The 25328-nt window shown below is 52.9% G+C and carries 20 protein-coding genes; 6 read left to right on the top strand and 14 right to left on the bottom strand.

From position 1 onward, the window contains the following. Positions 1-159: 159 nt before the first annotated feature. Positions 160-915, bottom strand: a complete 756-nt coding sequence (locus tag ACFSX3_RS13905) for a YheC/YheD family protein (protein WP_209984665.1) — start codon at positions 913-915, stop codon at positions 160-162. Positions 916-1133: 218 nt separating this feature from the next. Between ACFSX3_RS13905 and ACFSX3_RS13900 the strand changes: the two genes are divergently transcribed. Together ACFSX3_RS13900 and ACFSX3_RS13895 are read left to right on the top strand one after the other, a co-directional pair. Then, positions 1134-1949: a DUF6492 family protein gene (locus ACFSX3_RS13900; RefSeq protein ID WP_209984668.1), complete on the top strand. Its 816-nt coding sequence runs from the start codon at positions 1134-1136 to the stop codon at positions 1947-1949. Between the two features lie 16 nt (positions 1950-1965). Further along, positions 1966-3291 (top strand): sugar phosphate nucleotidyltransferase, encoded by a 1326-nt coding sequence (locus tag ACFSX3_RS13895; RefSeq protein WP_209985150.1) that lies wholly within the window; start codon positions 1966-1968, stop codon positions 3289-3291. A 69-nt stretch (positions 3292-3360) separates the two neighbouring features. Here ACFSX3_RS13895 and ACFSX3_RS13890 read toward each other — a convergent pair whose 3' ends face one another. Together ACFSX3_RS13890 and ACFSX3_RS13885 are read right to left on the bottom strand one after the other, a co-directional pair. Beyond that, positions 3361-4155 carry a Nif3-like dinuclear metal center hexameric protein gene (locus ACFSX3_RS13890; protein WP_209984672.1) on the bottom strand — a complete coding sequence of 265 codons (795 nt, stop codon included), beginning with the start codon at positions 4153-4155 and terminating at the stop codon, positions 3361-3363. 91 nt (positions 4156-4246) lie between these two features. Further along, positions 4247-6331: an alpha-glucuronidase family glycosyl hydrolase gene (locus tag ACFSX3_RS13885; protein ID WP_209984675.1), complete on the bottom strand. Its 2085-nt coding sequence runs from the start codon at positions 6329-6331 to the stop codon at positions 4247-4249. A 185-nt stretch (positions 6332-6516) separates the two neighbouring features. Between ACFSX3_RS13885 and ACFSX3_RS13880 the strand changes: the two genes are divergently transcribed. Then, on the top strand, positions 6517-7422 hold the full coding sequence (locus tag ACFSX3_RS13880; RefSeq protein ID WP_339219105.1) for an AraC family transcriptional regulator: 906 nt from the start codon (positions 6517-6519) through the stop codon (positions 7420-7422). Between the two features lie 147 nt (positions 7423-7569). Here the strand turns inward: ACFSX3_RS13880 and ACFSX3_RS13875 are convergent, their stop codons facing one another. Beyond that, entirely contained in the window at positions 7570-8223 is a 654-nt protein-coding gene (locus ACFSX3_RS13875; RefSeq protein WP_209984678.1) for a GntR family transcriptional regulator, read from the bottom strand. A 224-nt stretch (positions 8224-8447) separates the two neighbouring features. Here ACFSX3_RS13875 and uxuA point away from each other — a divergent pair, with 224 nt between their 5' ends. Together uxuA and ACFSX3_RS13865 are read left to right on the top strand one after the other, a co-directional pair. Next, positions 8448-9524 (top strand): mannonate dehydratase, encoded by a 1077-nt coding sequence (uxuA, locus tag ACFSX3_RS13870; RefSeq protein ID WP_209984681.1) that lies wholly within the window; start codon positions 8448-8450, stop codon positions 9522-9524. After that, positions 9525-11141, top strand: a complete 1617-nt coding sequence (locus ACFSX3_RS13865) for a mannitol dehydrogenase family protein (protein ID WP_209984684.1) — start codon at positions 9525-9527, stop codon at positions 11139-11141. A 276-nt stretch (positions 11142-11417) separates the two neighbouring features. Here ACFSX3_RS13865 and ACFSX3_RS13860 read toward each other — a convergent pair whose 3' ends face one another. Genes ACFSX3_RS13860 through ACFSX3_RS13850 form a run of 3 tightly spaced genes read right to left on the bottom strand, consistent with a single transcriptional unit; the run spans position 11418 to position 15777 of the window. Then, positions 11418-13001 (bottom strand): glycoside hydrolase family 43 protein, encoded by a 1584-nt coding sequence (locus ACFSX3_RS13860; RefSeq protein WP_209984687.1) that lies wholly within the window; start codon positions 12999-13001, stop codon positions 11418-11420. Beyond that, positions 12998-14977 (bottom strand): YjhG/YagF family D-xylonate dehydratase, encoded by a 1980-nt coding sequence (locus ACFSX3_RS13855; protein WP_379255952.1) that lies wholly within the window; start codon positions 14975-14977, stop codon positions 12998-13000. Before ACFSX3_RS13855 ends, ACFSX3_RS13860 begins: the two co-directional genes overlap by 4 nt. Positions 14978-15018: 41 nt before the next feature. After that, complete coding sequence (locus ACFSX3_RS13850; RefSeq protein WP_209984691.1) at positions 15019-15777, bottom strand: IclR family transcriptional regulator; 759 nt, start codon at positions 15775-15777, stop codon at positions 15019-15021. Positions 15778-15873: 96 nt separating this feature from the next. On the opposite strand from ACFSX3_RS13850, the gene ACFSX3_RS13845 reads away from it, so the two are divergent. Further along, positions 15874-16788, top strand: a complete 915-nt coding sequence (locus ACFSX3_RS13845; RefSeq protein ID WP_209984694.1) for a dihydrodipicolinate synthase family protein — start codon at positions 15874-15876, stop codon at positions 16786-16788. A 291-nt stretch (positions 16789-17079) separates the two neighbouring features. Here the strand turns inward: ACFSX3_RS13845 and ACFSX3_RS13840 are convergent, their stop codons facing one another. The 7 genes from ACFSX3_RS13840 to ACFSX3_RS13810 form a co-directional block, all read right to left on the bottom strand. After that, the gene (locus tag ACFSX3_RS13840; protein WP_209984696.1) at positions 17080-18222 is read right to left on the bottom strand and encodes a glycerate kinase; all 1143 of its coding nucleotides are present in this window, start codon (positions 18220-18222) and stop codon (positions 17080-17082) included. Between the two features lie 244 nt (positions 18223-18466). Beyond that, complete coding sequence (locus tag ACFSX3_RS13835; RefSeq protein WP_209984700.1) at positions 18467-19303, bottom strand: response regulator transcription factor; 837 nt, start codon at positions 19301-19303, stop codon at positions 18467-18469. Beyond that, the gene (locus tag ACFSX3_RS13830; RefSeq protein WP_379255949.1) at positions 19300-21192 is read right to left on the bottom strand and encodes a cache domain-containing sensor histidine kinase; all 1893 of its coding nucleotides are present in this window, start codon (positions 21190-21192) and stop codon (positions 19300-19302) included. Before ACFSX3_RS13830 ends, ACFSX3_RS13835 begins: the two co-directional genes overlap by 4 nt. Positions 21193-21412: 220 nt before the next feature. Next, positions 21413-21859: a hypothetical protein gene (locus ACFSX3_RS13825; RefSeq protein ID WP_209984705.1), complete on the bottom strand. Its 447-nt coding sequence runs from the start codon at positions 21857-21859 to the stop codon at positions 21413-21415. An 80-nt stretch (positions 21860-21939) separates the two neighbouring features. Then, positions 21940-22416, bottom strand: a complete 477-nt coding sequence (locus ACFSX3_RS13820) for a hypothetical protein (RefSeq protein WP_209984708.1) — start codon at positions 22414-22416, stop codon at positions 21940-21942. Between the two features lie 167 nt (positions 22417-22583). After that, positions 22584-23045 carry a hypothetical protein gene (locus ACFSX3_RS13815; RefSeq protein ID WP_209985161.1) on the bottom strand — a complete coding sequence of 154 codons (462 nt, stop codon included), beginning with the start codon at positions 23043-23045 and terminating at the stop codon, positions 22584-22586. A 19-nt stretch (positions 23046-23064) separates the two neighbouring features. Beyond that, positions 23065-25140, bottom strand: coding sequence for an EndoU domain-containing protein (locus tag ACFSX3_RS13810; protein WP_379255941.1), 2076 nt, complete (start codon positions 25138-25140; stop codon positions 23065-23067). Between the last annotated feature and the right edge of the window lie 188 nt (positions 25141-25328).

Below are 25328 nucleotides of genomic sequence, written 5' to 3'. Positions count from 1 at the left end.
AATACAACACTTTTTCTCATGAGCTCTATTCAGCCACCTTTTCATCTTATTTTACTATAAGACAGCGGGATTTAGCTATGCGGGAGTGAGGGTACGGCGCTGTTTCATACCAAAGAAAGACCTTGCTTAGCTCGGCAGGCCTTCCTTTGGCATATCGTATTATTGGGTCAAGCCCAAACGCCGGTAACGCATCACTCTGCGGTACATGGATTTATCCTTGAGCTGATTAAAAATATAGGGATCGGGATTCATATTTACTTCAATAATCCACGGCTTCAGTGAGCGGTCTAGTCCAACGTCTACACCGAACTGCCGGTGGTGCGGATAAGTCTTCTTCAACTGCTGCGCTATGCGTGTACCCAGCCGGTTCATTTCCCCCTTAAGCTGCACAAGCTGCTGCGCAGACAGATGGGTGGAGAGCAAATGTTCCACTGCGGTTGGTTTGCCGCCGCTGTGGTAATTGGTCACAATTTTGCGCGGATGCCCGAGCCGCCCGATAATTCCGGTAGCTTCCCAGACCCCTTTGGGACTAAGCTGCACCATCACCCGGATATCGAAACGGCGCCCGTGATGCTTCAGCAGGTGGATGCCTTTTTGCAGCAGATAGCTTCTCTTGCCGATTCTTGTCGCCAGACTGTGATGAAAAGCATCAAACGTAGCGAACCGGCGCACGGTCTCCTCATACTGATACGTGTATCCCTGCCGTTCCCTCCGCTCCGCGCGGATCACTCCCATGCCATACGTTCCCCGTTCCGGCTTAATATAGATCATTCCATAGCCGTGCATCATCTGCTCCAGATTACGCCGGTTAAATCTCCGGGTATCGGGGATGAAGGCCTTGATTGTCTCGTTCTTAAGCAGCAGTTGTGTCTTATACCATTTGCTCAGTCCTGAATGAACCTTTTTAGCTGTCACTCATGCACTCTCCTGTCCGGGCTGGGAGCCACCGCTAATTTTTAACATAAAATTACATGTTCATAGCATCCTATGCCGGTGAAGGTACCGTGGAATATATCATTTGCCCCGTATGGAAAGATTAACTTTAGGCAGGATGATTGCCCTCTCCACCGCAGCTACGCAGGCATACGCTAGTGAAGACGCTCAAATGTCAATATATGTATGGAGATGAATCTATGTCCGTTGCTGCCGTAAGCGTGGCCTCAAGCGCTCCACCGATCGATGTCCTGATTCCTGCTATCGAAAAAGATCTCGCCACCCTCCCTTATGTGATTGATAGTCTTCGCCGTTATGTCCAGCACCCTATCAGCAATATCTATATTGTCTCGCCGGAGAATAGTAGAATCAGACAGCTGTGCTCCCGGAAAGCTTGCGTCTTTGTCAATGAAACCACCGTCCTGCCATTCACCAAAAAAGCGATCCGCTATTCCTCCTCCCGCTGGAACCGGTCAGGCTGGCTGTATCAGCAGCTGCTCAAGATGAATGGGGATCAGGTGTGCCGTGAGAAGTATTTCCTGGTCATTGATGCAGATACGGTGCTCATCCGTCCCCATCGCTTCCGTTCCGGCGGGAAAAGCATCTTCTATTGCCGAAACTGGAGCCAGCCGGAATATTTCCGCACCTACCACAAGCTGCTCGGTACCCCTGCGCCTTCGCCCAAGTCGTTCGTGACCCACTACATGCTGTTTGATTCCGCGAAGCTGGCCAGTCTCAAACGAAAAATTGCAGCCCGCCACGGCATGTCCTGGCACGCGGCTATTCTGCACTCTATCAACAAGAAGCGGCAGTTCGGCTTCTCTGAATTCGAGACCTATGCCAACTACGTGTACAGCTTAAACCGCACCTCTGTGCTGCTCAAAAATGCCAATAATAAAGCGCTGAAAACCCCGGCGGGCTCGCTGACGCAAGCCCAAATCCGCAAGTACGCCGGGACTTACCGTTCGCTCTCTTTCCATCAGCGCAAGGGATACTCTACTCCGGGCAAGCCTTAAGGAGGCAAGAAACGTGATGCATACTATTCTTCTGTGCGGCGGCTCCGGCCAGCGGCTGTGGCCTCTGTCCGGCAGCATCCGCTCCAAGATGTTCCTGCAGCTGCTTCCGGCACCGGGCGGGGGCACAGAATCCATGATCGGGCGGGTATGCCGTCAGCTCAGACAGGCCGGACTGGATGAATCCCTGTTGCTCGTGGCCCATCAAGAGCAGACAGCCCTCACGCAGCGGTATACCGGAAGTAAGTATCCGATAATCGGAGAGCCGTGCAAGCGCGGCACCTTCACTGCTGCCGCGTTAGGCGCGCTGCATTTGCTTGCCGCCGGAAAGGCACAGCCGGAGGACATCATCTGTATCGCTCCGGCCGACATGTTCGCGGATGATGATTTCTTCCGGCAGTTCCATCAATTCGAGGCTATTCTGGCAGATTCTGAGGCCGAACTCCTCCTGCTTGGAACTAGTCCTTCTTATCCCTCAGAGCAATACGGCTATATCGTGCCAGTACAGGAGGACGCTGGCGGGTATGCTCGGGTGTTATCTTTTGCAGAGAAGCCGGATGCGTCTACTGCCCTGGAGCTGATGCGGAAACAGGCTTTATGGAATTGCGGGGTATTCGCTTCGCAGCTTAGCTTCCTGCTGGAGCATCTGGAGAGGCTGGGGCTGCCCGTGGAATTCGCAGCATTAACCGAGCAGTATCCAGGGCTCCCGGTCCGCAGCTTCGACAAGGAAGTGGCAGAGCGCAGCACCAAGGCTGTTGTCGTCAGGCATGAAGGAGAATGGTCCGACCTGGGCAGCTGGGATACGCTAACGGCGCGGCTGCCATCACAGGTCATTGGAGTAGGCGGGCTATGGGGAGAATGCGGAGACAGTCACCTTATTAACGAGCTGGAGGTGCCGCTGCATGTCATTGGTGTCTCCGGTATAGTCGCCATTGCCGGTCCCGAAGGCATCCTGATCGCTGATAAGAAGGACGCTAACACCATCAAGGATATTCTGGCGGAGAATTCAGTAACGGAGCCGAGGTATGGTGAAACGGGCTGGGGCAGCTATACCGTTATAGGCCGGGAATCAGACGGCTCCCAGCTTGTCCTTACGGTAATGCTTACCCTGCTTCCGGGCCATGACCTCCCTGAAATGACCTGTGAGCATTGTGCCAAGTCCTGGATGATTGTGTCCGGTCACGGAGAGGTATGGGTGGATGGGTGCGCAGCCGAAGCAGCGGCAGGCGGGATCTATACAATAGCCCGGGGGCAACGGCATACGGTCAGAGCCTGGAGCGCAATGAAGCTCATTGAGGTGCAGATAATCGAAGCGGAGGATAACCAGCGGAGGCAGGACTGCTGACACAACAAAGAGATATCCCAAACGGCCGTGGCAGGCGGTTCGGGATATCTTAAGCTATGTTAATTATAATTATAGGATTTGAAACACCGGCTGCTCTTGAATGTATTGCACCGGCACCTGCGGGAATTGGCGGGCCAGCCGCGCTGCCAGTAGCTTCATTCCCGGCGCTTCGCTCTCGGCATGGCCTAGCATGATAAGTGCCCTGTCCTTGCCCTGGCGGTCCGCATCGCGGATATACTCAGGTACCTCCCATTCGGGGCCTTCACCTGCGATGATCAGATCAAGCGACTCCTGCTCATACATCGGAATGACTGAATGACCATTCCCCCGGTAACCGACCAGTACACCCACTCTGGAGCATGTCGCGGAGAAGTTCCCGGCAGCGCGGACATAAGGGATATTCAGCTTCTGCTTCAGATACTCTGCAACCTCTGAAACGGTCATCTCAGGAATGGAGAGGATCGACACCTCGGGCAAATGCCGCTCTACATATGCTTCCCATTCCAGCTCCTCCAGCAGCCCTTCGACGATTCCGTCCAGCGTATAACGGTGTATCGTGTCATGGAAGCGGTAGATGCCTACCCCGCTGCTTGTAATCAGTGCAGACTTCTGCCGGTAGACGGAATCCTGCTCCAGAGCGCTCCCGTGACCTTGGTGGCTATAAAATACACCTTCATGCGTGATCACCAGATTGGCGCCAAGCTGGGCCGCCTGCTCCACCACATATTGCGAAGCGGCGAAGGCAGTCACGATTCCCTGCACTTCTGTTCCCGCAGCGTCTGGCGTAAGCTTATCCACCGTATTCACGGGCAGCTGTACGCCTGCATTCAAGTGCTCCATTACATCACTGAAAGTCAGTGCCATGAGATCTTATCCTCCTTGGTGTTACTCAAATGAGTTCATGCCTCACCCTGTCAAGAGACAGGACATTGCCGTCCGGTACGCAGACGCTCCCTTAGTAGATGGTCCGGCCTAATGCATCTGCAATCCCGCTCTTGCGGTAGAAATACGTATTAATCTGATCACGCCATTCCTTGGCATGAGCCGCCTGCCCCTTCAGGCGTTCCTCCACCTGAGTGTACAGGCCGTCTGCGATACTGCCCTTCAGTCCGCCCCAGGCGTCCAGCAGCCCTTCGGCACGCTCTGCACCTTCGAAATGCGTATCGTAGATATGCTGGATCACGGTTTTGCCGGAATGCAGCACATGAGTGTACGGCACATGGTGGAAGAACAGCAGCAGCTCATCCGGGCAGTCCTCCAGCGAATCATAACGCACGGCGTTGCTGCCCATGTACTGCGCGCTGTAGCCGGTACCGGTCGCCACGGTACGGTCTACCCCGATGCCCTGATGATCGGCATAGTGGTAAGTACCCCACATTGAATATTCATAGCCGTCCACATTCGGGCCGTAGTGATGCTCAGGATTGATCATCCAGCCTACGCCAAGCGGCGACGTATATGACTCATAGATCTCCCAGGAATCCAGCAGAATCCGGCTGATCACTCCGGCAACCGCTGTGTCCGTGCCGAATGTCAAGGCGATCCATTCGGCCGCAATCTCCTCCGCACTCAGCTCAGGATTCCAGGCCAGCCGGCCGAAGCCGTAGAGATTCGCCTGGGACAGCAGATGGCCGGTCCAGTTCCGGTCATTGCCCACATTGGACACCGCCGCAATTCCGCTCAGACGGTTGCCCCACAGCGATCCGTCAACGATCCGCTTCACCGGCGCTGTTCCGCCCTTGGCCTGCGTATCGAATTCCATAATCTCCTTCCACTGCGGAACGAGATAGCAGACATGGCGCTGCTGTCCGGTATATTCCTGGGCGATCTGGAATTCGATCACTTGGTTAGTCCGTTCCAGCGCGCCGAAGAGCGGGGATACCGGCTCTCTGACCTGGAAATCCATCGGGCCGTTCTTGATCTGCAGAATAACGTTATCATGGAACTGGCCGTCCAGCGGCCTGAAATGATCGTAAGCCGCTCTGGCCCGGTCCGTCTTACGGTCACGCCAGTCCTGCTTGCAGTTGTATACAAAGCAGCGCCAGATGACAATGCCGCCATAAGGCTCCAAGGCCTCCGCCAGCATGTTGGCCCCATCTGCATGGTTCCGCCCGTACGTGAACGGGCCGGGACGGTTCTCCGAATCGGCCTTGACCACGAAGCCCCCGAAATCGGGAATAGCAGCATAGATATCGGCTGCTCTCGACTTCCACCATTCCTGCACCCCTGCATCCAGCGGATCTGCCGTACCCACTTCCCCTTCATGCATAGGTCCTGCAAAGTTCACGCACAGGAACAGGCGGATGCCATAGATGCGGAAGATATCTGCGATTCTTGCCACATCAGGCAGATAGGTAGAGATAAACAAGGTCTCCAGCGCATGAACATTCACATTGTTGATCGCTATCGCGTTAATACCGGCGGTGGACATCAGCCGCGCATAGTCTGTAATTCTGTCCATATCCTTCGTGAACTGGTTATTCTCATACAGGAAGGATCTGCCGGAATAGCCGCGCTCCACGCTGCCGTCGAAATTATCCCAGTGATTAATCATCCGCAGCGAATTCACAGGATTCACTACTTCATCCAGATTCTCAATGTCTTTCCCGCTGGCGATCAGGCGCAGAAGATGGAAGACGCCGTATAACACACCTGCCTGGGAGGAAGCCCCTACGGCGATGCACTTACGGGACTGGCTGGTACGGATGGCGAACCCTTCTGCTCCTACAGATTGGACGGTCTTGTCCTCGAACAAGCCCTGGATCAGAGGGTGCCCCCCCGTGAAGGTACCAAAGGCCACACCGAATTCTTCCGGCTGCGGCTTGGAGACTGCTTCAAGGTCCAATAGCGAGGCAATGCCTCTTGTCCATTCCTGAAGTGCAGCCTGGAGGGTCTCCCCGCCTTCTGTAACGGATACCGCTCCGCACCATTTCGCATATTGCTTATATAAGGGGCCTTGTTGAAGCTTAGGATAGCTTAACCACGCATTGTATCCGCTGTCATATTGTGCAGCCTGCTCATTCCCGGATTGTTGTCTCATATCCATATCTCCTTTGCATCTATCTTGTATACTAGATTTCATTCAGGTTCATCCTACCACGCAGCCGCAGCCCCGGAACATTGTCAAATCACGCTAATATTTACCCAAATCAAGCGGAATCCTGTATACTAATAACAAGTATACATCCCTATCAAGAGAACGCAAAGTATCAGGGGGCGATCCTATTGGTTGCAGCTTTTGAACCGCCGGTCCCGGGGCAAAGCCTTAGTGAAACTATCATCCCGGATGTGAAAACCACGCTCAACCTGTTCGGCATGCATCTGCGCAAGGTGAGCGGGGAATGGGATTATCCGCAGCACGCCCATCCCCAGTATGAATTCAATTATGTGCTTGAAGGAGAGCAGCAGCTCACGGTCAACAACCACAGCTACCTCCAGCACGCCGGGGATCTGGTCCTCTTGAGGCCGGGCGATATCCACTCCAGCCGCAGCGGAAACGGCGGAGCCTTTACTTATTTCTGCATCCATTTCGATATCGATGACAAGCTGTTCATTTCACTTCTCAGCCGGCTGAATCATGTATTGTTCACCTCAGAGAGCAATGTTGCCCACAGATTAGGACCGCTCCTTAGCAGGCTGGTGGAGATTTCCACCTCCGGCTCCGGCAGCATCACGATCTCCCAGCGCATGAGGCTGCAGTCCGCCGTCTTCGAGCTGTTCGCCCAGCTCTGGGAGGTCTTCTCTCTGGAGGCTGACAATTCCTCCCCGGGTACTTATGAGCGAATCGAGCTGGCCCACCAGATCCGCAGCCGCCTCCAGAGCCTGGTCTATCAGCAGTTCAAGCAGGAGGTACCCTATGACAGCCATTATGGCGTTGACGACATCGCGGCTGAGCTGGGGATCAGCCCCTCGCACTGCTACCGGGTCTTCCGCCAGGTATTCGGCCTCTCCCCCCGCGTCTACCTGTCTGAGCAGATGCTACATGAGGCCAAGGTGCTGCTGGATGACCACAGCCTGAGCGTCAGCCAGATCTCCGGCCTGCTCGGCTACCGCGATATCGCCCATTTCAGCAGACAGTTCAAGCGCTGGAGCGGCCAGTCGCCGCGGGAATACCGCGAGGGCAGGAGCTAATTGCGGAATTCCCCGCTCAGAGGGCAGCCGCAGGAGTAAGTAGAGCGCGAAGCCTCTACAGCCTTATATTTAGTAAAAGCCTGCCTTCATGGATCATGAGGGCGGGCTTTTTGCGCTATTGCGGGCGATGCTTGATGAAGGCCCGCCCTATTTTTTGATATACGTGGCGAAATGCTCCTGGAGGTTCTTGGAGTCGATATCCGCCCGCAGATGGTGATGCAGCAGCTCGTCGATCCCGGCGGTGTCTCCCTGCACAATATAGTCGAGAAGCTGCTGATGCTCCTGCTGAATCGCCGCCAGCTTCTCGTCCTTCAGCATATGCAGCTTGCGGTAGCGGATGTAGTGTACATTGAACTGCTGGAGCACACCCCACAGGAACTCACGCCCGGCCAGCCCGAACATCGTGCGGTGGAACTGGTCATCGAGCTGCAGGAATACCTCCGCCCCCTCCGCCTGCTCGATACACTTCTGCTGCTGCGCGAGGTTGTCCCTCAGTTCATGCAGCCCTTTTAGCGGGATATTCCCGGCCAGCGACTTCATGATCTCCTTCTCCAGTACATTGCGGAGATAGATGATCTGCTCCACCGACTCCAGATCTATGTACGATACGAGATTGCCCTTCTTAGGATAGATATCGACGTATTGCTCCAGGGACAGCTGCTTCAGCACATCACGGATCGGCGTCCGCGACAGCTGGAAGCGCTCGGACAGAGCCGTCTCACTGATCATCGCCCCCGGCTTCAGCTCAAGGGAGAGAATCTCCTGCTTGAGATAGGCCATTATTTCTTTTTTGGAAGTCATGGAATAGACCAACTTTCTGTACGGGATTGTTCTTCCCCCCATTATATAGAAAAGAGATATGAATTTCATTGACAAAGATGAACACATATTCTATGATCATTACGAATCGAATCTTGTATACAAGATTATCGCATATGAACCGATGTTTTTGTAAGGTCAATTGTCACAAGGCTTCGGATAGTTATCATTTGTATTTATGCTTATCTACTAAGGAGGAAATGACAATGAATATGACTTGGAGATGGTACGGCGAGGGCAACGACAACATCACCCTTGACCACATCCGTCAAATCCCGGGCGTTATGGGCATCGTCTGGTCGCTGCACCACAAAGTGGCCGGTGAGGTCTGGGAGATGGAAGAAATTCAGAAGGTTGCCGATCAGATCACAGCCAAGGGCTTCAGCACAGCGGTTGTTGAAAGCGTCAACGTCCATGATGATATTAAGATCGGACTGCCGTCCCGCGACAAATATATTGACATCTACATCGATACGATCCGCAAGCTGGCCAAGGTTGGCGTGAAGGTCATCTGCTACAACTTCATGCCGGTGTTCGACTGGACCCGTACTGAGCTGTACAAGGAGCTGCCGGACGGATCGAACGCCCTCTTTTATGAAAAGGCTGCCATTACCGATAATCCGCGCGAGATGGTGGACCGCATCCTGAGGGGTGCCGGACAATTCACGATGCCCGGCTGGGAGCCGGAGCGTCTGGCGAAGCTGGATGAGCTGTTCGCGTCCTATGCCGATGTGACCGAGGATATGCTGTTCGACAACCTGAAGTATTTTCTGGAGCGCATCATTCCGGTGTGTGAAGAAGTGGATATCAAAATGGCAATTCACCCGGACGACCCGGCCTGGCCGATCTTCGGACTGCCGCGCATTATCCGCAGCCGCGATTCCATCCGCCGCTTCCTGGACATGGTGGACAGCCCGTATAACGGCCTGACCTTCTGCACCGGCTCGCTGGGAACGAACCCGGAGAATGATCTGCCGGCGATGATCCGCGAGTTCCATGACCGGATTTATTTTGCCCATATCCGCAATGTGAAGGTATTCGAGAACGGAGATTTCATTGAGGTATCCCACCGGGGCCGTGATGGCAGCGTGGATGTTGCAGAGGTTGTTAAGGCGTATCATGAGAGCGGCTTCACTGGTTATGTGCGGCCGGACCACGGCAGACATCTCTGGGGCGAAGAGAAAAACTGCCGTCCGGGTTACGGTCTTTACGACAGAGCGATGGGCATCATGTATCTGCTCGGCGTATGGGACAGCCTGGAGAATGTCAAGGGGGCCAAGTAAATGCTGAGTCTGAGCAGAAGCAGCATCGCGGACCGGGAAGCCTGGGAAGCCGCAGGGGTAGAGCTGCCGCAGTTCGATTTCGCAGCGGTAGCGCAGAATACGTTAGAGAAGCCGGAGTGGGTTCACTTCGGGGCGGGGAATATTTTTAGAGGCTTCGTGGCGAATGCGCACCAGAAACTGCTGGACAGCGGCAAGGCCGACACCGGCATTATCGCCGCCGAGACCTTCGACTTCGAGATGATCGACAAGGTCTATAAGCCTTACGACAATCTGACCCTGCTGGTCCTGATGAATGCGGCCGGCGACTTCCAGAAGCGGATCATCAGCAGCATCGTAGAAGGCATCACCGCAGACAAGACCCGGGAAGCGGATTACAGCCGTCTGACTGAGATTTTCGAGAATCCCAGCCTGCAAATGGCCAGCTTCACCATTACGGAGAAGGGCTACTCCCTCACGGGACCGGACGGACAGTATCTGGGCTTCGTGGAGAAGGATATCGCCGGCGGGCCGGAGCAACCGGTTCATGCCATGAGCATCGTGGCTTCCTTCGCCTACAAGCGTTACCTGAAGGGTCAGTACCCGATGACCTTCGTCAGCATGGACAATTGCTCGCATAACGGTGACAAGCTGAAGCAGGGCATGGTTACCATCGCCAAGGAATGGGCGGCGAAGGGTCATGTAGAAGAGGGATTCGTGGCTTATCTCGAGGATGAGCAGAAGATCACTTTCCCGCTGTCCATGATCGACAAAATCACCCCGCGCCCGTCCGAATCCGTCCAGGCAGCATTGCTGGAACAGGGAATCGGCGGCATGGATGTGATCGTCACCTCCAAGAACACGTACACTGCTCCCTTCGTTAACGCGGAGATCAGCGAGTATCTGGTGATTGAGGACAAATTCACGAACGGCCGTCCGGCGCTTGAAACAGCCGGTGTGATCTTCACGGACCGTGATACGGTCAACAAGGTGGAGACCATGAAGGTAACTACCTGCCTCAACCCGCTGCATACGGCGCTGGCTGTAACGGGCTGTCTGCTCGGCTACACGCTGATCGCCGATGAGATGCAGGATGCCACACTGCGGAAGCTGGTCGAGACTATCGGCTACAAGGAAGGCCTGCCGGTTGTGGTAGATCCGGGCATCCTGAGTCCGAAGCAATTCCTGGACGAGGTGCTGCAGGAACGGTTCGCCAACCCGTTCATCCCTGACACTCCGCAGCGGATTGCTACCGATACCTCTCAGAAAGTCGGCATCCGCTTCGGCGAGACGATCAAGTCGTATATCCGCCGCGGGGAGCTTGACCCGGCGCAGTTAACGGCCATCCCGCTGGCGATTGCAGCGTGGTGCCGGTATCTGCTGGGCGTGAACGATGAAGGCGCTGCGTTCACGCTCAGTTCCGACCCGCTGCTGGATTCGCTGCAAGCGCGGCTTGCGGGAATTACGCTGGGCGCGGATGCTGCGAAGGCCGCTGGCGTGCGCGCGGTGCTGGAGGACCAGGCCATCTTCGGCGTAGATCTGTACGCCGCCGGACTCGGCGGGACTATCGAGGGCATGTTCACCGAGATGCTGGCCGGACCTGGCGCGGTAAGGGCTACGCTGGAGAAGTATATTGGCTGAGTGTGGGCGGGGGGGCGAGCCGGCGGCTGAAATGTCGGGGACTGGATCGGTCGGAGGCCCGCCCTCCAGGTAAATCAAGGGCATTAATGCTCCTCATTTTCGCGGATGGGCTCTATTCGGGAAATTCAAGTGCATTTATGCACTACATTTCCGCAGTTTGGCTACCCGTCCAGGCAGCCTATATCTATATCACACCAAAAAGACCAGGCAAAATCACCTGGTCTTTTTGGTATTTATGTTTCATCAGCCGGAAGGCGGCTGTAAGAAGGGTCTGTTCTACTCCTGCTCCAGATACTCAAAATAATCAAAATCCGCCGGATGCAGCGTGCCGCTGAGGTCCTGTGCACACATGCCGATGAAGGTGCCGGTGAAGCGGATGTAGGCCGGGAAATCATCGGACAGATGATAGATTTCCAGGGCTGGGCCAATCTTCTCCCAGGAAGTTTCGCCAACCTTATAATAGAACTGGGCGAATTCGCCGTCGATGACGACCTTAAGCGCAACACTTACTCCGGCAGGCAGCGGGACTTCTGGAGTAAGTGTATCTTCATAGACCCCGTCCTTGGAGCGGATGATGCCTAAGCATCTCCCCAAGATTTCATCGTGCGTGATCCGCAGATAGAGGTAATCCTTCGTATCATAATAGACGATCAGGCCGGCCATCTGCTGGAAATGCTCCGGCTCGAAGTCAACCGAGGTCTCGGCGCTGCAACGGAAGGCCTGCTGGCGCAGGGCGACCAGGCTCTGGCGGTGCATGGAGCTCATGGATTCCCTGCCCCGCAGGCGCAGGTATCCCGGACGCTCCTGAAGCGAGAGCCAGGACTCATCCGCAGGCACCCGCAAGGTGCTCCAGCGGACATCCAGCTGCGGAGCCTCGAAGTCGTCGCGCGGAGCGGCTGCGGCAAAAGGATGCGCTGGAAGATCCGGGCCTTCCACGGTCAGCACCGGAGCGTTCCCGCCCCCGGACAGGGCCAGCCAACCCTCTTCTGTGAATATGGCGCGCTGAATCGCCGTCTCCCGGCCCAGATTGCAGTAGTTGTCCTTCACAGGACGGCCGCACAGATGGACCATATACCATTCGCCGGTTTGCGTCTCGACCAAACTTGCATGACCCGCCTTTTGCAGCGCCAGCTCCGGGTTACCGGCAGAGGTTAGTAGTGGATTAACCGGAGCAGTCTCGTAAGGACCTTCAATCTGCTTCGCGCGGGCTACAGTTACCGCATGATTATACTGCGTACCGCCCTCAGCCGTAATCAGATAATACCAGCCGTCCTTGCGGTACAGATGCGGGCCTTCGGTTAGGGCCAGCTCTGTTCCCTTGTAGATCGGAGTAAGCGGTCCGACCAGGCGCTGCTCTACCACCGAATATTCCTGGAGCACAATCCCGGCGAAGCTGTTGCGGCCGGTGCGGTGATCCCACAGCATATTGACCAGCCATTTGCGCCCGTCCTCGTCATGGAACAGCGAGGGGTCGAAGCCGCTGCTGTTCAGATAGACAGGCTCAGACCAAGGGCCTTCGATATTTTCGGCCGTCACCAGATAATTAGGCGTATCCTTGAAGGCACCCTGGCGGCTTTTGACATCGGTATAGATTAGATAAAAGAGTCCATTGTCGTACGTGAGGCAAGGTGCCCAGATGCCGCCGGAATCCGGGTCCCCTTCCATATTGAGCTGCGAGCTGCGGGTCAGCGCATAGGTCAGCGGCCGCCAGTTCACCAGATCGCGCGAATGATGAATCCGCACGCCGGGGAACCACTCGAAGGTTGAGGTGGCGATGTAATAGTCATCCCCTGCCCGGCAGATCGACGGGTCCGGATGAAATCCGCGCAGAATGGGATTATGAATCAGATTTCGGCTCATAGTTTCTCCTCCAATGCTTGCCGTCCTGCTTCCAGTAAGGCAATGATTTTGTCAGTATCGTAAATGCAGCCCTTCCAGGTTCCGCCGCTGGCCGCTTGAAGCGCTGCCCATAGCCGGGTATCCTCCGGCAGACCCGGATCTACCGCCAAGCCCGGATGCGGCGTCCGCGAAGCCAGAATCAGCGTCCCCGCTTCCTTGGTCAGCGGCTCATCTCCCTCGCCCACCAGATTCACGCTTCCTTCCAGGTTCACCGTATCAATGCGCACCTCCACCCAGTCATTATCGCGCAGCTTGCCGAGCGGGCCGCCAGCCAGCGCTTCCGGACCCATGTGACCGATGCAGGCGCCGGTGGAAACGCCAGAGAAGCGGGCATCCGTGATCAGGGTGACATACTTGCCGTAAGGCAGATGCTTAAGTGCCGAGGTGAGCTGGTAAGTCTCCTCCATCCCGGTTCCGCTCGGTCCACGGCCGATGACGGCCAGAATATCCCCCGCTTGGACCATGCCCAGCTTGATGCTGCGGATGGCAGCTCTCTCTGTGGTGAACACCTTCACTCTTCCGGTATGGCGATAGACGCCCTCGCTGTCCAGAACGGCAGGGTCAATGGCTGCCGATTTGATGACCGCTCCCTCCGGGCAAAGATTCCCGACCGGGAACGTCATGGTAGACGCCATACCCTGGCGCTTCGCTTCCTCCGGGCTCATGATGACAGTATCCGGGTCCACACCATCTGCTTCCAGCAGCCGCTGCCGCAGATCGGTCCGCCGCTGTGAGGTCTCCCACCAGTCCAAATTCTCGCCCAGTGTCCGTCCTGTAACCGTGAGTACAGATTCGTCAAGCAGCCCCAGCTTCCGCAGATGCAACATCACCTCAGGAACGCCCCCTGCCAGGAATACCCGAATTGTTGGGTGAGGCACCGGACCATTCGGCAACACGCTAACGAGGCGCGGTACCATCCGGTTCACCCGGTTCCAGTCCTCGACGGTCGGGACCTTCAGCCCGGCGGCATGGGCGATGGCCGGCAGATGCAGCAGCAGATTCGTTGAGCCGCCGAAGGCAGCATGCAGCACCATCGCATTCTGTATGGACTTATCCGTAAGAATGTCGCTCATGACGATTCCATTCTGATCCAGATGCTGAAGGGCCCGGGCCGACTGGCGGCCGATGTTCTTCCAGATCGGTTGCCCCGAAGGAGACAGGGCCGAATGCGGCAGCGCCATGCCCAGCGCCTCCGCGATCACCTGGGCGGTTGCAGCGGTGCCGAGGAACTGACAGCCGCCGCCCGGCGTCGCGCAGGCCCGGCAGCCGAGATCCGCCGCTTCTTCCAGGGACAGCTCCCCGTTACTGTAGCGCGCCCCAATGCTCTGTACCTTACCCGCGTCCTCCCCTTCCACCGGCGGCAGAGTCACGCCGCCGGGCACGATAATTCCCGGCAGCTTATGCATACCGGCAAGGGCCAGTAGCATAGCTGGCAGTCCCTTGTCACAGGTGGCTACTCCGAGCACACCTTTACGGGTAGGGAGTGAACGGATCAGCCGCCGCAGCACGATGGCCGCATCATTGCGGTAAGGCAGGGAATCGAACATACCTGTGGTTCCCTGGGAACGGCCGTCACAGGGATCACTGACATAACCGGCGAACGGAATCCCCTCATTCGCGGTAAGCTCCTCCGCAATCTCCTCCATCATCACGCCAATCTCCCAGTGACCGGTATGATATCCGAGCGCCAGCGGAGTACCGTCCTCGCGCCGGATGCCGCCCATCGTTCCGAGAATCAGATACTGGGGCCGGTTCAGCAGCAGCGGATTCCAGCCCATCCCGGCATTCTGTGTCATACCAAAAATCTCCCCACTCGGCGCATTCCGCAGCACCTCCCCGGTGATCGGCAGCTGGCCTGCTGGCCCTTCCGCAGCGGTATGTACCGGAACAGCTTCAATGATGTCTTCCTTCATAATCTCTTGTACGGTCAATTTCATATGAATCCCTTCTCTCCCTCAGAATGAATGTGCCCAGATGTCTATGACAACGAGAGCTTCCCCGCAAGTAGGGTCACCTCCCGGATTGCCGCTTCCTGCTTCGCGGTGAAGGCATGCTGAAGCATCGAAGTGCTGACTGCGGCAACGGCCTTGCCTGCGGCATCCAGAACCGGCGCAGCCACACAACTGATGCCTTCAATGATCTCCTCCTGATCCAGCGCATAGCCGGTCTTGCGGATCGCAGCCAGGGCTGCGGTGAACTTAGACCAGTCTGTGAGCGTGCGGGAAGTGACCGCAGGCAACATTTTACCCGGATAACGCCGCTCCAGCTCTTCCTCCGGCAGCAGCGCCAGCATCATCTTGCCCATCGCCGTCGCATGTGCCGGAAACCGCATCCCGGGGCTGGACTCCAGCCTTACCAGGGACTGCCCCTCCTGCTTGGCCAGATAAATAATCTCATCGCGGTCCAGCACCGACAGCTGAAAGGTCTCCCCCACCGCCCCGACACTCTGCGCCGATTCTGCCAGAAACCGCTCTACCAGATTCATATTTTGCTTAAGCGAATCATTGTAGACGGTATTATAGTAGGAGATCCCGGCGCCAAGCACATACCGCTCGCCCGCATCCTTCACCACCCACCCCAGAGTCTCCATTGTGCGCAGCAGCGAGAACATCGAGCTTTTGTTAATGCCGGTCTCCTCGCAGAGGTCTGTCATTTTGAGCGCTCCGGTCTGTCTTGAGATGGCCTTAAGAATCAGATCAGCCCGTTCCAATGCCGGAACCCAGTACTTCTGGTCCACACCTTCATTCCCCTCTCATAAATCCATTGATTAAGCCTTCCGAGTTCACTATAATAATCATATGTTTATAATACCAAACCAGGAGGCAAAAATAAAATGAAACTTAGCCACCCGAATGCAGGTGTCATTCCTCCCGTTCCGACCATTCTGGATTCCGCCGGAAAATTCGACCGTGACGGAATGAAGCTGCTGATCGACAGCCTGATCGCCAAAGGGGTTCACGGTCTGTTCTTCCTTGGAACAGCCGGAGAATTCACCCTGTTCACCGCAGAGCAGCGTGAAGAGATCGCAGAGCGATGTCTGGAGTATACGAACGGCCGTCTTCCCGCCTGGATCGGCACCGGCAGCAACACGGTTGCTGAGACCCTCCGGCTCTCCCGCCATGCTGCTGAGCATGGAGCTACCGGCATCGTCATTATGAATCCGTATTACTACAAGCTGAGCGGGGACGCTCTGTTCGCGCATTATGCCGCTGTTCTGGAAGCGGTCGATGTGCCGCTCATGCTGTACAACTTCCCGGCCATGACCGGCCAGGATCTGACCCCGGCTTTCGTGGCCCGCCTTGCCGCACATTATCCGAATGTAGCGGGCATCAAGGATACCGTGGACCAGCTGAGCCACATCCGCCAGATGATCATGCAGGTTAAGGCGGTTAGTCCGGACTTCTCCGTCTTCTGCGGCTTCGACGAGTATTTGCTGCCAACTCTGGCTGCCGGTGGAGACGGGGCGATCGCTGCCAGTGCAAACTTCGCTCCGCAGCTGATGCTTGGCGTGTACGACAGCTTCAAGAAGGGAGACCTGGCAGGCGTCCTTCAGTTCAACAAGCAGATCGTTGAAATTCCGGCGCTGTATGCCATTGATGACCCATTCATTGCTTCTATTAAAGAAGCTGTCCGCTTGTCCGGTGTTCCGGTATCTACCTTCAGCCTGGCTTCGCCTGGGGTATGGAGTGCGGAGCATGAGGAGAGACTGAAGCAAATTTTCAGCCGGGCAGGTATCGCCCAAGGGTAAGCGATATCTATAGCGCGGACTCATTGATTCTTATTTTTCAAGGTTAATCCGTCTATCAAGGTCAGCCCGCGTTGGGCTGGCTTTTTTGGTACTGGCGGTACTTTGTGCTGTTCCAGGTTCGGCTTCTTGTACATGATGGATGTGGTCTGGATGGGCGGGATCGGTGCACGGGGATGGGAGCGAGTATGGCGCCATTAGCTGCACCACATAGAGGAGCATGTGCAGCACCTTGGACCGCTCTATATCAAAACACCCCGGGAAATCTTATCCCGGGGCCACAGTTTGCACATTCTATTCGGCTAGCTTCAGCAGCCTGGCGATATTCTCGCAGGTCCGCTCGACGTTGGCGGGGCCGTCAGCCAGCAGCTTCTCCAGGCTCGAAGCGCCGGGAACGATGCCGAAGACGGCATCGATTCCCTCGGCGTAGAGCGTCTCGATGCCCTCGCCGATGTAACCGGCCAGGGCGATGACTTTTTTGCCGCTGGCCTTGGCGGTGCGGGCTACGCCGTACGGCGTTTTGCCAAATTTGGTCTGGAAGTCAATCCCGCCTTCACCCGTGAAGACGAAGTCCGCCTGCTCCAGCTTCTGCTGAAGCTCTGTGTATTCAATCACGATCTCGATTCCCTTCTGCAGCGTGGCCTGCGTGAAGATCATCAGACCCGCGCCCAGTCCTCCGGCTGCACCGGCTCCGGGAAGGTCGCGGACATCCTTGTGAAGCTGCTGCTTCACCACCGCCGCATAATGGGCCAGATTGGCGTCAAGCTGCTGCACCATGCCGGGCGTGGCCCCTTTTTGCGGACCGAATACGGCTGAAGCCCCCTGCTCCCCGCAGAGAGGATTGGTCACATCGCAGGCAACGATGAGCTGAACCTGCTGCAGTCTCTCATCAAGCCCGCTAACGTCAACACTCGCCAGCCGCCCCAGGCTGGCTCCGCCGCGAGGAAGTAAGTCCCCCGCATCATCCATGAATCGGGCGCCGAGCGCTTCGGCCATTCCGGCACCTCCGTCATTAGTGGCGCTGCCGCCGATGCCGATGATGATTTTGCGGATACCACGGTTCAGACATTCCAGAATCAGCTCGCCCGTTCCATAGGTGGTGGTAATTAGCGGATTCCGCTCCGCCTTGTCCACCCGCTGAATACCGCTGGCCGAAGCCATCTCGATTGCCGCCGTCCGGCCGTCACCGAGAATGCCGAATTGTGCCATCACCGGCTGCCCCAGCGGTCCTGCAACTTCTAAATCATGAATCTCTCCGCCGGAAGCGTCAACAAGGGACTGTACAGTCCCCTCCCCGCCGTCAGCCATCGGAATATGGATGTAGGTTGCTTCAGGGTAAATCTTGCGGAGTCCGGCCTCCATCGCTGTACATACTTCTTTCGCGGTCATGCTCTCCTTGAAGGAATCCGGCGCCAGCACAAAGGTTCTCTCTCTCATTTCCACACCTCATCTATAATATTGATCTTAGAGAAAAAATCCGTAAACCAGCGTAACCGTGCCCATATTCAGAATGGCCTGCCCGAAGGAGCCGGTAGCAACAATAACACCCGTGGATGTTGATGCGGTAGCCGCAGCCATCAGTATCCCGGAGATCGGTACCAATCGGGTTGGGAGGAAAAGAATATTGATGAACGGACGAAATGCATTGTGCAAGTGACCAACAGTTTGATGCCTATGAGGATCATTGCTCCATCAGTGTGGTTAACAGCTTTTGCTGATTGCGGTACTCCAGCGGGCTTACGCCTTCGCTTTCTCTGAATACTCTGTTAAAATTCTTGGTGTTCCCGAAGCCTGACCTACCGGCAATTTCATAGATTCTATCCTCCGTATCCCGCAGCAGCTCCTTCGCCTTATTGATCCGCAGCCGCTTCAGATAGCTTACAAAATTCTCTCCGGTGTAATCCCGGAAAGCCTGGCTGAAATACGAGTAGTTAAAGGACACTTTGCTTGAAACCATCATCATATTGATGTTATGCGAATAATTGTCGTGGATGTATTGTAGGGCATGCTCTATCCCCTCATTCTCCTTCTGTATGGGGATGTTATCGGAAGTAGGCTGCAGAAATGAATCTTCCACTGTAACTTCCGCTTGCTCAAAGGCCGTATTACGCCGCTCCATGCCCAGGTGAAGATTGCTTGCCGAAACGTTAAGCTCCTCTTCAATCCGCTCCAGCACTTCAGCTAATTCCTCACGAATGACCGGCTTAAGCAGGTACTCATTCACTTCATAGCGGATAGCGGCTCTGGCATACGAGAAATCATCATACCCGCTCACAATTACAATGGCCGGTCGGGGCCTGAACTCCTGAAGCTTCTTAATCAAGCCAATTCCATCCAACTCGGGCATACGAATGTCCGTAATCAGGATTTCTATTTTCATTGACACGATCATGTCCAGGGCCTCAAAGGCGTCACAAGCCAAGTGGATATCATAGCGCCCTGCAGCCTCCCGCTCAATCATAGCCCGAAGCCCGCACCGGATATTCTTCTCATCATCTACAATCAGCAGCTGTCTCATAGGCTCTGCATTCCTCCTCTAACCGATGTCAACAAAGGCAGCTTAACCCTCACTGTGGTATAACTTCTCTGTCTGCTCTCTACGCAAATTCCATAATCCTCCCCATAATGCAGCCGGATGCGCTGATTCACATTACGCAAGCCGATCCCGTTGTGTCCTGTGCTATACTCGGCAGTCTCCTGCGTTAGTTGATTGAATTCCTCGTCACTCATGATCAACTTGTGATTCAACTGCTGTAGCCCATCCGCTGGAATTCCGATCCCGTTGTCAGTTACCTCTATGTAAAAGAAAGGATCATCCGCATACGCATGCACGTTGATTATCAGCCCGTCACCACGCATCAGAGCGGAATACATCCCGTGCTTCAACGCATTCTCAACGATGGGCTGCAGAGACATTTTCAATAATTCATGAGCATGGAATCTGTCTTCTGCATGAATCTCAACCTTAAGTTTCTCATCGTAACGGATGTTCATAATCGAGATGTAATGCTGAATATGCTTCAACTCGTCTGCCAGCTGCACGGTATCGCCAGTCCATCTAAGATTGTAACGCATAATGCTGCCGAGGGAAGTAAGCGCATCCGATACGGTGTATTGGCCCTCAACCTCAGCGAGCATTTTCAAATTCTCCAGGGTGTTGTACAGGAAATGGGCATCGATCTGATTGCGTAAGGCCTGAAGCTCCGCTTCTTTAGTGGCAGCGCTGCGCTGTACAGCTTCCGTAATCAAGCCATTGATGGTGCCCAGCATCTCCCTGAAGTGGCGCGCCAGCTCACCGATCTCATCACCGCCCTGCACATCGATCTCCACATGAAAGTCACCCTTACGGACCTTCTGCATCGAATCCCGTAAGACATGCAGCTTTTTCAGAACAATAGATTGAATCCAGTAAGTAATGACCGCAAGCAGAACCAGCAGAAGGCTGATGATCAGAATAACCTTATTTCTGGTGCTGTCAATTTTGGAGTAAGTGCCATGCAGAGATATAACGTTAACCAGATCAACATGTAAGCGGTCGATGGGCTCCAGGAGATACAGGAAATCTTCACCCCCCGCTGAAAATAACAAGGACGAACCGCTTCCCTGCTTAACCTTAACGGCAGCCTCCAGGATTTGAGCTTCATTCAACCCGGTGAGCGGGTCCAAGCTGTTTGTATGCAATTTGTCCTGCTGATCCAGAATGAAGAACCTTGAATCGCGCTCCCCGCTGTTGTTATACGCCTTGTCAAAAAGATCCTCAATCCGCATTTCAACTTTGACAATGCCAATGTGCTGCTTGTTGGCCAAGTTACTCTTAACCGCCAAGGAGACCATGGAGCTTGACTGTTCCTCCACCAGCGGACCGGTATCCTCGAATATAGCATCCTCCGGCTGAATCTCCCATAAGGCATACTCCTTCTGATTCATCAATTTCGTGTACATGGGGCTGTCCTTAATCCGTTCTTCCTGATAAATAATCGGCCATAGCTCGCTAACCCGCGGATTGTTCACGAAGAAACGGACACTCGCAATATAGGGATTATTGAACAATACGCTCTGTAAGAAGTTCAGCGAGTAGTCCTGAAATTGCTTGATCTCTTTGACTCCGGGTTCCGCTTCAGCGGTCACATACTCCCCCAGGCTCCGGTCAGAAATGAGCATATAAAATGACTTTTCCATCACTTCAATCTTGCTCATGATCGCTTGCTTCTCGTTATGGATCTGGTAACGGTTCTCTGAAATGATGTCATCGACCGTATCCTGATAGAAATCAGTAAACAAATAGTTTGAGATCACAATGACCGGGACCAGAATAATGACGATATACGCCCCGATTAACTTCATATGAATAGATAAATCAGCAAACCAACTTTTCAACTTCCCTGCCGAGCTTCTGATGCTGGCCATCTCCTGCCCTCTTCTCCTCCAACTGTTCTAATATCATTATTATATTTCATTACTTTCCTTATCATAAGGCTTCAAAGTTCAGTCAGGGTTGCAGGATTTTAGGTATATTGCGTATAAGGAGGAATAAGATCAAGAAGGGAAGGGGACAAAAAAAGCCAACTATGGCTAAAGGGCCGTAGTTGACTTGTTGAGAGTGCGCAAAATTACAGTAACAATTAATTCAAATGAGTTCAGCTTCTTTATAAGAGATTCTAAGCTTTTCAAATGGAAATTCCGAGAAATCTTCAATACTAGTTACATATAAAACTTCATCTTCTCTTCTCAAAACTTGTGCTGAATAATTACTTAGAAGTAATGCATCACCTTTAATCTGCGATAATATCCTACCTACCGTTTCTAGCATGTACATAATTCCTGTATCAAATGTCTTGTTGAACACCTGAAAATCTATACATAAGTTTACTTTCAAACCATAGTTGTCTATGATCGATCCTAAGTCTGATGTATCTTCTATTCCAATATTCATTGAGAAAAAACTACAGCCCATCAATACTCTAAAACCTTTATAAACTTTCATTGTAAAATCTAAAGATGTATCTGAATCAAGCAACACTTTAGCGATATACTCGGCTTCATAAGTTGAATATAAAAACAATTCATATTCCATAGTCGTCTACCTTTCACAATATGAATTACGTCTCAAGCAACTCAAGTTGTCTACCCGGAAACGTACTTGGCCTGAGATACCTATTTCTTCAATATTTCTTTGACATAAGAATGATCAAGTAAATTAAGCAGGCTCTGAGTTAAATACTTTATCTGGTATTGATTCAAATCGCTATTGATAATTAACTGACCATTCTCTTTTCTAATAAGTTGATCTGAACCATCTTCTAAAAACAAGAGGTTCCCAACATACTGTTTTTTTAATATCTTTCCTATAACCTTAAACATAATTTCTAATCCTTGATCAAGAGTGTTTCCAAATAATTGAACTCTAATGCAAATACTCACATCTATTTGATAATGATTTCTAACAAATTTAATATCAGAAATATCCACTAGTTCAAGAGCTAAAGCAAAGTATTCAGTTCCAATAACTATTTCTTCTTCATCATTGTGAACTGACACCTCTTCGTTCAACTCTGTACATATTATTTCTCTAATAATTTCTGCCAATGATTCAACACTCAAGTCAGATTCTAAAAACAATTCAAAGTTCATGCATATCTATCCCCCAAATATCCGCATGATTTTTCCATCAACCATGACTCTAAAGATTTCTCACAGTGTTTAATCGAAAGTAAGGGACTTCGAACATGCAAAAAGCTCATTCCTAATCATATTTCAAGTGGGAATGAGCTTTTGAAAGTTCATCATGTGTTAGATGTTTATTCATTTTCTATACTTTCAACTTCTAACATTTTTTGTTCAATCCATTTCATAACTATATCTGCCTCCTCCAGAGCAATTACTCCCTTCTCGCTTTTATATTTATAAGTTTCGTAAGCCCATAGTAATATAATTTTCACGAATTCCACTGTCTCTAATTTACAGACCGGTTCAATTTCATCTTCTTCCTCATCGTAAAACGGATCTTCAATTATAGTATATTTTTTATAAGATATAACGCTCGATGCATTTCCTCCATGTCTATATTCGGGTATATTTCCCCTTAATAAATCAAAATAATTCTCAATATCTTTTTTCAAATCTTTAAATCTCCAAGGTATATCAGATCCTAAGGGATCACTTATCATACTGGCGAACTCTAGTGATTTTTCATCGTCAAAATCCAATACAACCATATTAAATTCATCCATGTATTTCAATCTAAATTTATATTTCATCATCATTGAAGTACCCTCCAATTCAGTATATTGGATATGCTGAAATTATCTTATCGTTTCTTAAAATAAGCTCTATTTCCATTCCCGAGCTGGTTTTTCCTATGAATTTATTGTTTTTTATATTTACTTTATTATTAAAAGCTTCATTTACTGAATCTATTACCTGTAGTGGTGTCCATTCCTTTGGAAAAAATGTAGATTTAGGTCCTTTGAGTACCCCATTAATTTCAACAATGGCTTGATAGACACCAAACTCATTAGGTGGGTCAATATCACCGACAATTTTACCATTACTATTTGGCATCCCTTCATAATGAAAACCATTAGCATTCCCATTTTTGAGTATTTCACCATCAAAAATATGGTTTAATCCATTTTCTTTAGTTCCTTGTTTAAAGTTTTCTGTGTTTTGTAGATTTCCGAGCCATTTCTCTTTATCTACAATAGGTTTACCAGCTTGTCTCGGCCCCTCAACCCCACTACCCTCCAACTCATCCACATACCGCTGTTGCACCGGCGTCTTCGGCAAGGCTGGAGTATCGGGGATCTCCCCTATCTTGAAAACAAACCCTTCCGGCGTCTGTACCACCGGGCCCAGATTCGGAAGCTTCTGCTTAATCCCTTGCAGGGCATCCTTCGCCGCTTGACTGACGACGTCTTCTACATCACCCAGCACTTTGTCCACTTTGCCCACTTTGCCTGCTTTGGTGATCTGTAGTCCCGGGGCAAGGTAGGAGGCGACCGAACCCAGCATCGCTGCCTTCTCTTCCGGGGTGCCTTCGTCAAATTGATGATACGCCATCTTCGCCGCTTCCACCAGCACTTCCGGGTGTTCGATGAGATATTGCGCTTGCTGCTTCATTTCTGTGGTGGTTTTGACCGGGTCTACCACTAGTTTGAAGGCAAAGGTTGCCGTGTCCGCTACACCCATGACAACCTCTTTCACCAAGCTTTCGGTAAAAGCCAGCACCACATCCCCCGACTGGCGTATCCGGCTCTCCACTGTCGTAAGCCCGTAAGTCTCATCCAGCCACCCCACATAACTGGTGTACATCGGGGTGAGATATTCATTCGGCACATAGACTTTCGCCTGATAAAAGTCCCAGGTGGTCTCATTTTCCTTGTTGTCTGCGGTAATTGGCGTGCCGTCCGGAAGCGTGAGCGGCGGCCCGTTCAACCGCCGCTGCGCTTCAATCTGCTCTTGAACCTGTTTAAGAGCCGCTGCGATCTGAATTTCCTGCCGCTTCGCCGCAAGCTGACCCCGCGCGAACGCTCCAGCAGCGGTCTTCTCCATCGCCAGCCGCAGGAGCAGCAAATATTCTTCGTTATGTAGTAACGGAACTTTGTCCCCCGTGATTGAAGGATCATACTCACAGGCTGTAACCGCTGGTTGTCTGTAGTGGGCGCTTAGATCCTTACCGGCTTCATAGTAGATCTTGGCTACGCCTAGAGAGGCCAGCTTCTGCCGGGCTTCTTCGGCCTGTGCATGAACAGCCTCCATCTGCGACTGGTTTCCAAACGCCTGATACACCTTGAAGGCCATCTGTGCCTTGGCGATCTGATTCCGCGCCGTAAAGATATCCGTCAGCTTACTTTGTGCAGCTATACTCTCTACGGTCAGCAGGCCGGAGGTCTGAATGACCTTCCTGAGCTGCTGCACCACCGGGTCCCTGCTGAGCTCATCTTTTCCTGATAGAGCGGCAATCGAAGTGATGAGGTTCGTCGCACTTCGCTGCACAAATTCGGGGATGGAGAACCGTCCGGCGGCTGATTGCAGCCCCAAGCTTCCGAAGGCCGAGAGCAACAGGTTAAATTGCCCCGTCAACTTGTCCGCCTGCCGTTTATTCTCTTCCTGCAATTCCGAGACGCCTCTCAGGGCGACCCGGATGATATCCTCTAATTTCTCCGCTTCTACAGTTAATTCATTGATCAGGACCTGGGCCCTGACCATATGGTCGCCCATGGGAATGCCACCCCAACTACTGGACTGGCCCTTCAATTGAAGATATAACCGATTGGTGTCCTGACTCACCTGGCCGATCTTCGATTGCAGGCGCCGGACTTCTTCTTCATTAAATACTAGCTTCGTGGAAGACACGATGGCCCCCCTTCCTTCTCCAGAATGGAATTCCAATATCCCGCATAAGGATTCAATATTTATCCAATATTGCTGTGCAGATCCCTTTATTATCGGAATTCGGAGCGGTAAAGTTTATCAAAAAAATATTTTCATGACATATATTGGCTGCCGGTTTCGCGCTATACTCTATTGTAAGCGTTATTACA

The organism is Paenibacillus rhizoplanae, from assembly GCF_042684125.1.
Taxonomy (GTDB): Bacteria; Bacillota; Bacilli; order Paenibacillales; family Paenibacillaceae; genus Paenibacillus_AQ; species Paenibacillus_AQ rhizoplanae.
Note: the sequence above shows the minus strand (reverse complement) of the source record. Positions and strands in the feature narration are given on the sequence as shown.

Bases quoted from the DNA above. Each gene is read 5' to 3' on its own strand.
- ACFSX3_RS13885 (WP_209984675.1), bottom strand. From the start codon at position 6,331: ATGAGACAACAATCCGGGAATGAGCAGGCTGCACAATATGACAGCGGA.
- ACFSX3_RS13835 (WP_209984700.1), bottom strand. From the start codon at position 19,303: ATGAGACAGCTGCTGATTGTAGATGATGAGAAGAATATCCGGTGCGGG.
- ACFSX3_RS13900 (WP_209984668.1), top strand. From the start codon at position 1,134: ATGTCCGTTGCTGCCGTAAGCGTGGCCTCAAGCGCTCCACCGATCGAT.
- ACFSX3_RS13855 (WP_379255952.1), bottom strand. From the start codon at position 14,977: ATGAAATTGACCGTACAAGAGATTATGAAGGAAGACATCATTGAAGCT.
- ACFSX3_RS13860 (WP_209984687.1), bottom strand. From the start codon at position 13,001: ATGAGCCGAAATCTGATTCATAATCCCATTCTGCGCGGATTTCATCCG.
- ACFSX3_RS13865 (WP_209984684.1), top strand. From the start codon at position 9,525: ATGCTGAGTCTGAGCAGAAGCAGCATCGCGGACCGGGAAGCCTGGGAA.
- ACFSX3_RS13895 (WP_209985150.1), top strand. From the start codon at position 1,966: ATGCATACTATTCTTCTGTGCGGCGGCTCCGGCCAGCGGCTGTGGCCT.
- ACFSX3_RS13890 (WP_209984672.1), bottom strand. From the start codon at position 4,155: ATGGCACTGACTTTCAGTGATGTAATGGAGCACTTGAATGCAGGCGTA.
- ACFSX3_RS13830 (WP_379255949.1), bottom strand. From the start codon at position 21,192: ATGGCCAGCATCAGAAGCTCGGCAGGGAAGTTGAAAAGTTGGTTTGCT.
- ACFSX3_RS13845 (WP_209984694.1), top strand. From the start codon at position 15,874: ATGAAACTTAGCCACCCGAATGCAGGTGTCATTCCTCCCGTTCCGACC.
- uxuA (WP_209984681.1), top strand. From the start codon at position 8,448: ATGAATATGACTTGGAGATGGTACGGCGAGGGCAACGACAACATCACC.
- ACFSX3_RS13840 (WP_209984696.1), bottom strand. From the start codon at position 18,222: ATGAGAGAGAGAACCTTTGTGCTGGCGCCGGATTCCTTCAAGGAGAGC.
- ACFSX3_RS13815 (WP_209985161.1), bottom strand. From the start codon at position 23,045: ATGATGAAATATAAATTTAGATTGAAATACATGGATGAATTTAATATG.
- ACFSX3_RS13825 (WP_209984705.1), bottom strand. From the start codon at position 21,859: ATGGAATATGAATTGTTTTTATATTCAACTTATGAAGCCGAGTATATC.
- ACFSX3_RS13875 (WP_209984678.1), bottom strand. From the start codon at position 8,223: ATGACTTCCAAAAAAGAAATAATGGCCTATCTCAAGCAGGAGATTCTC.
- ACFSX3_RS13820 (WP_209984708.1), bottom strand. From the start codon at position 22,416: ATGAACTTTGAATTGTTTTTAGAATCTGACTTGAGTGTTGAATCATTG.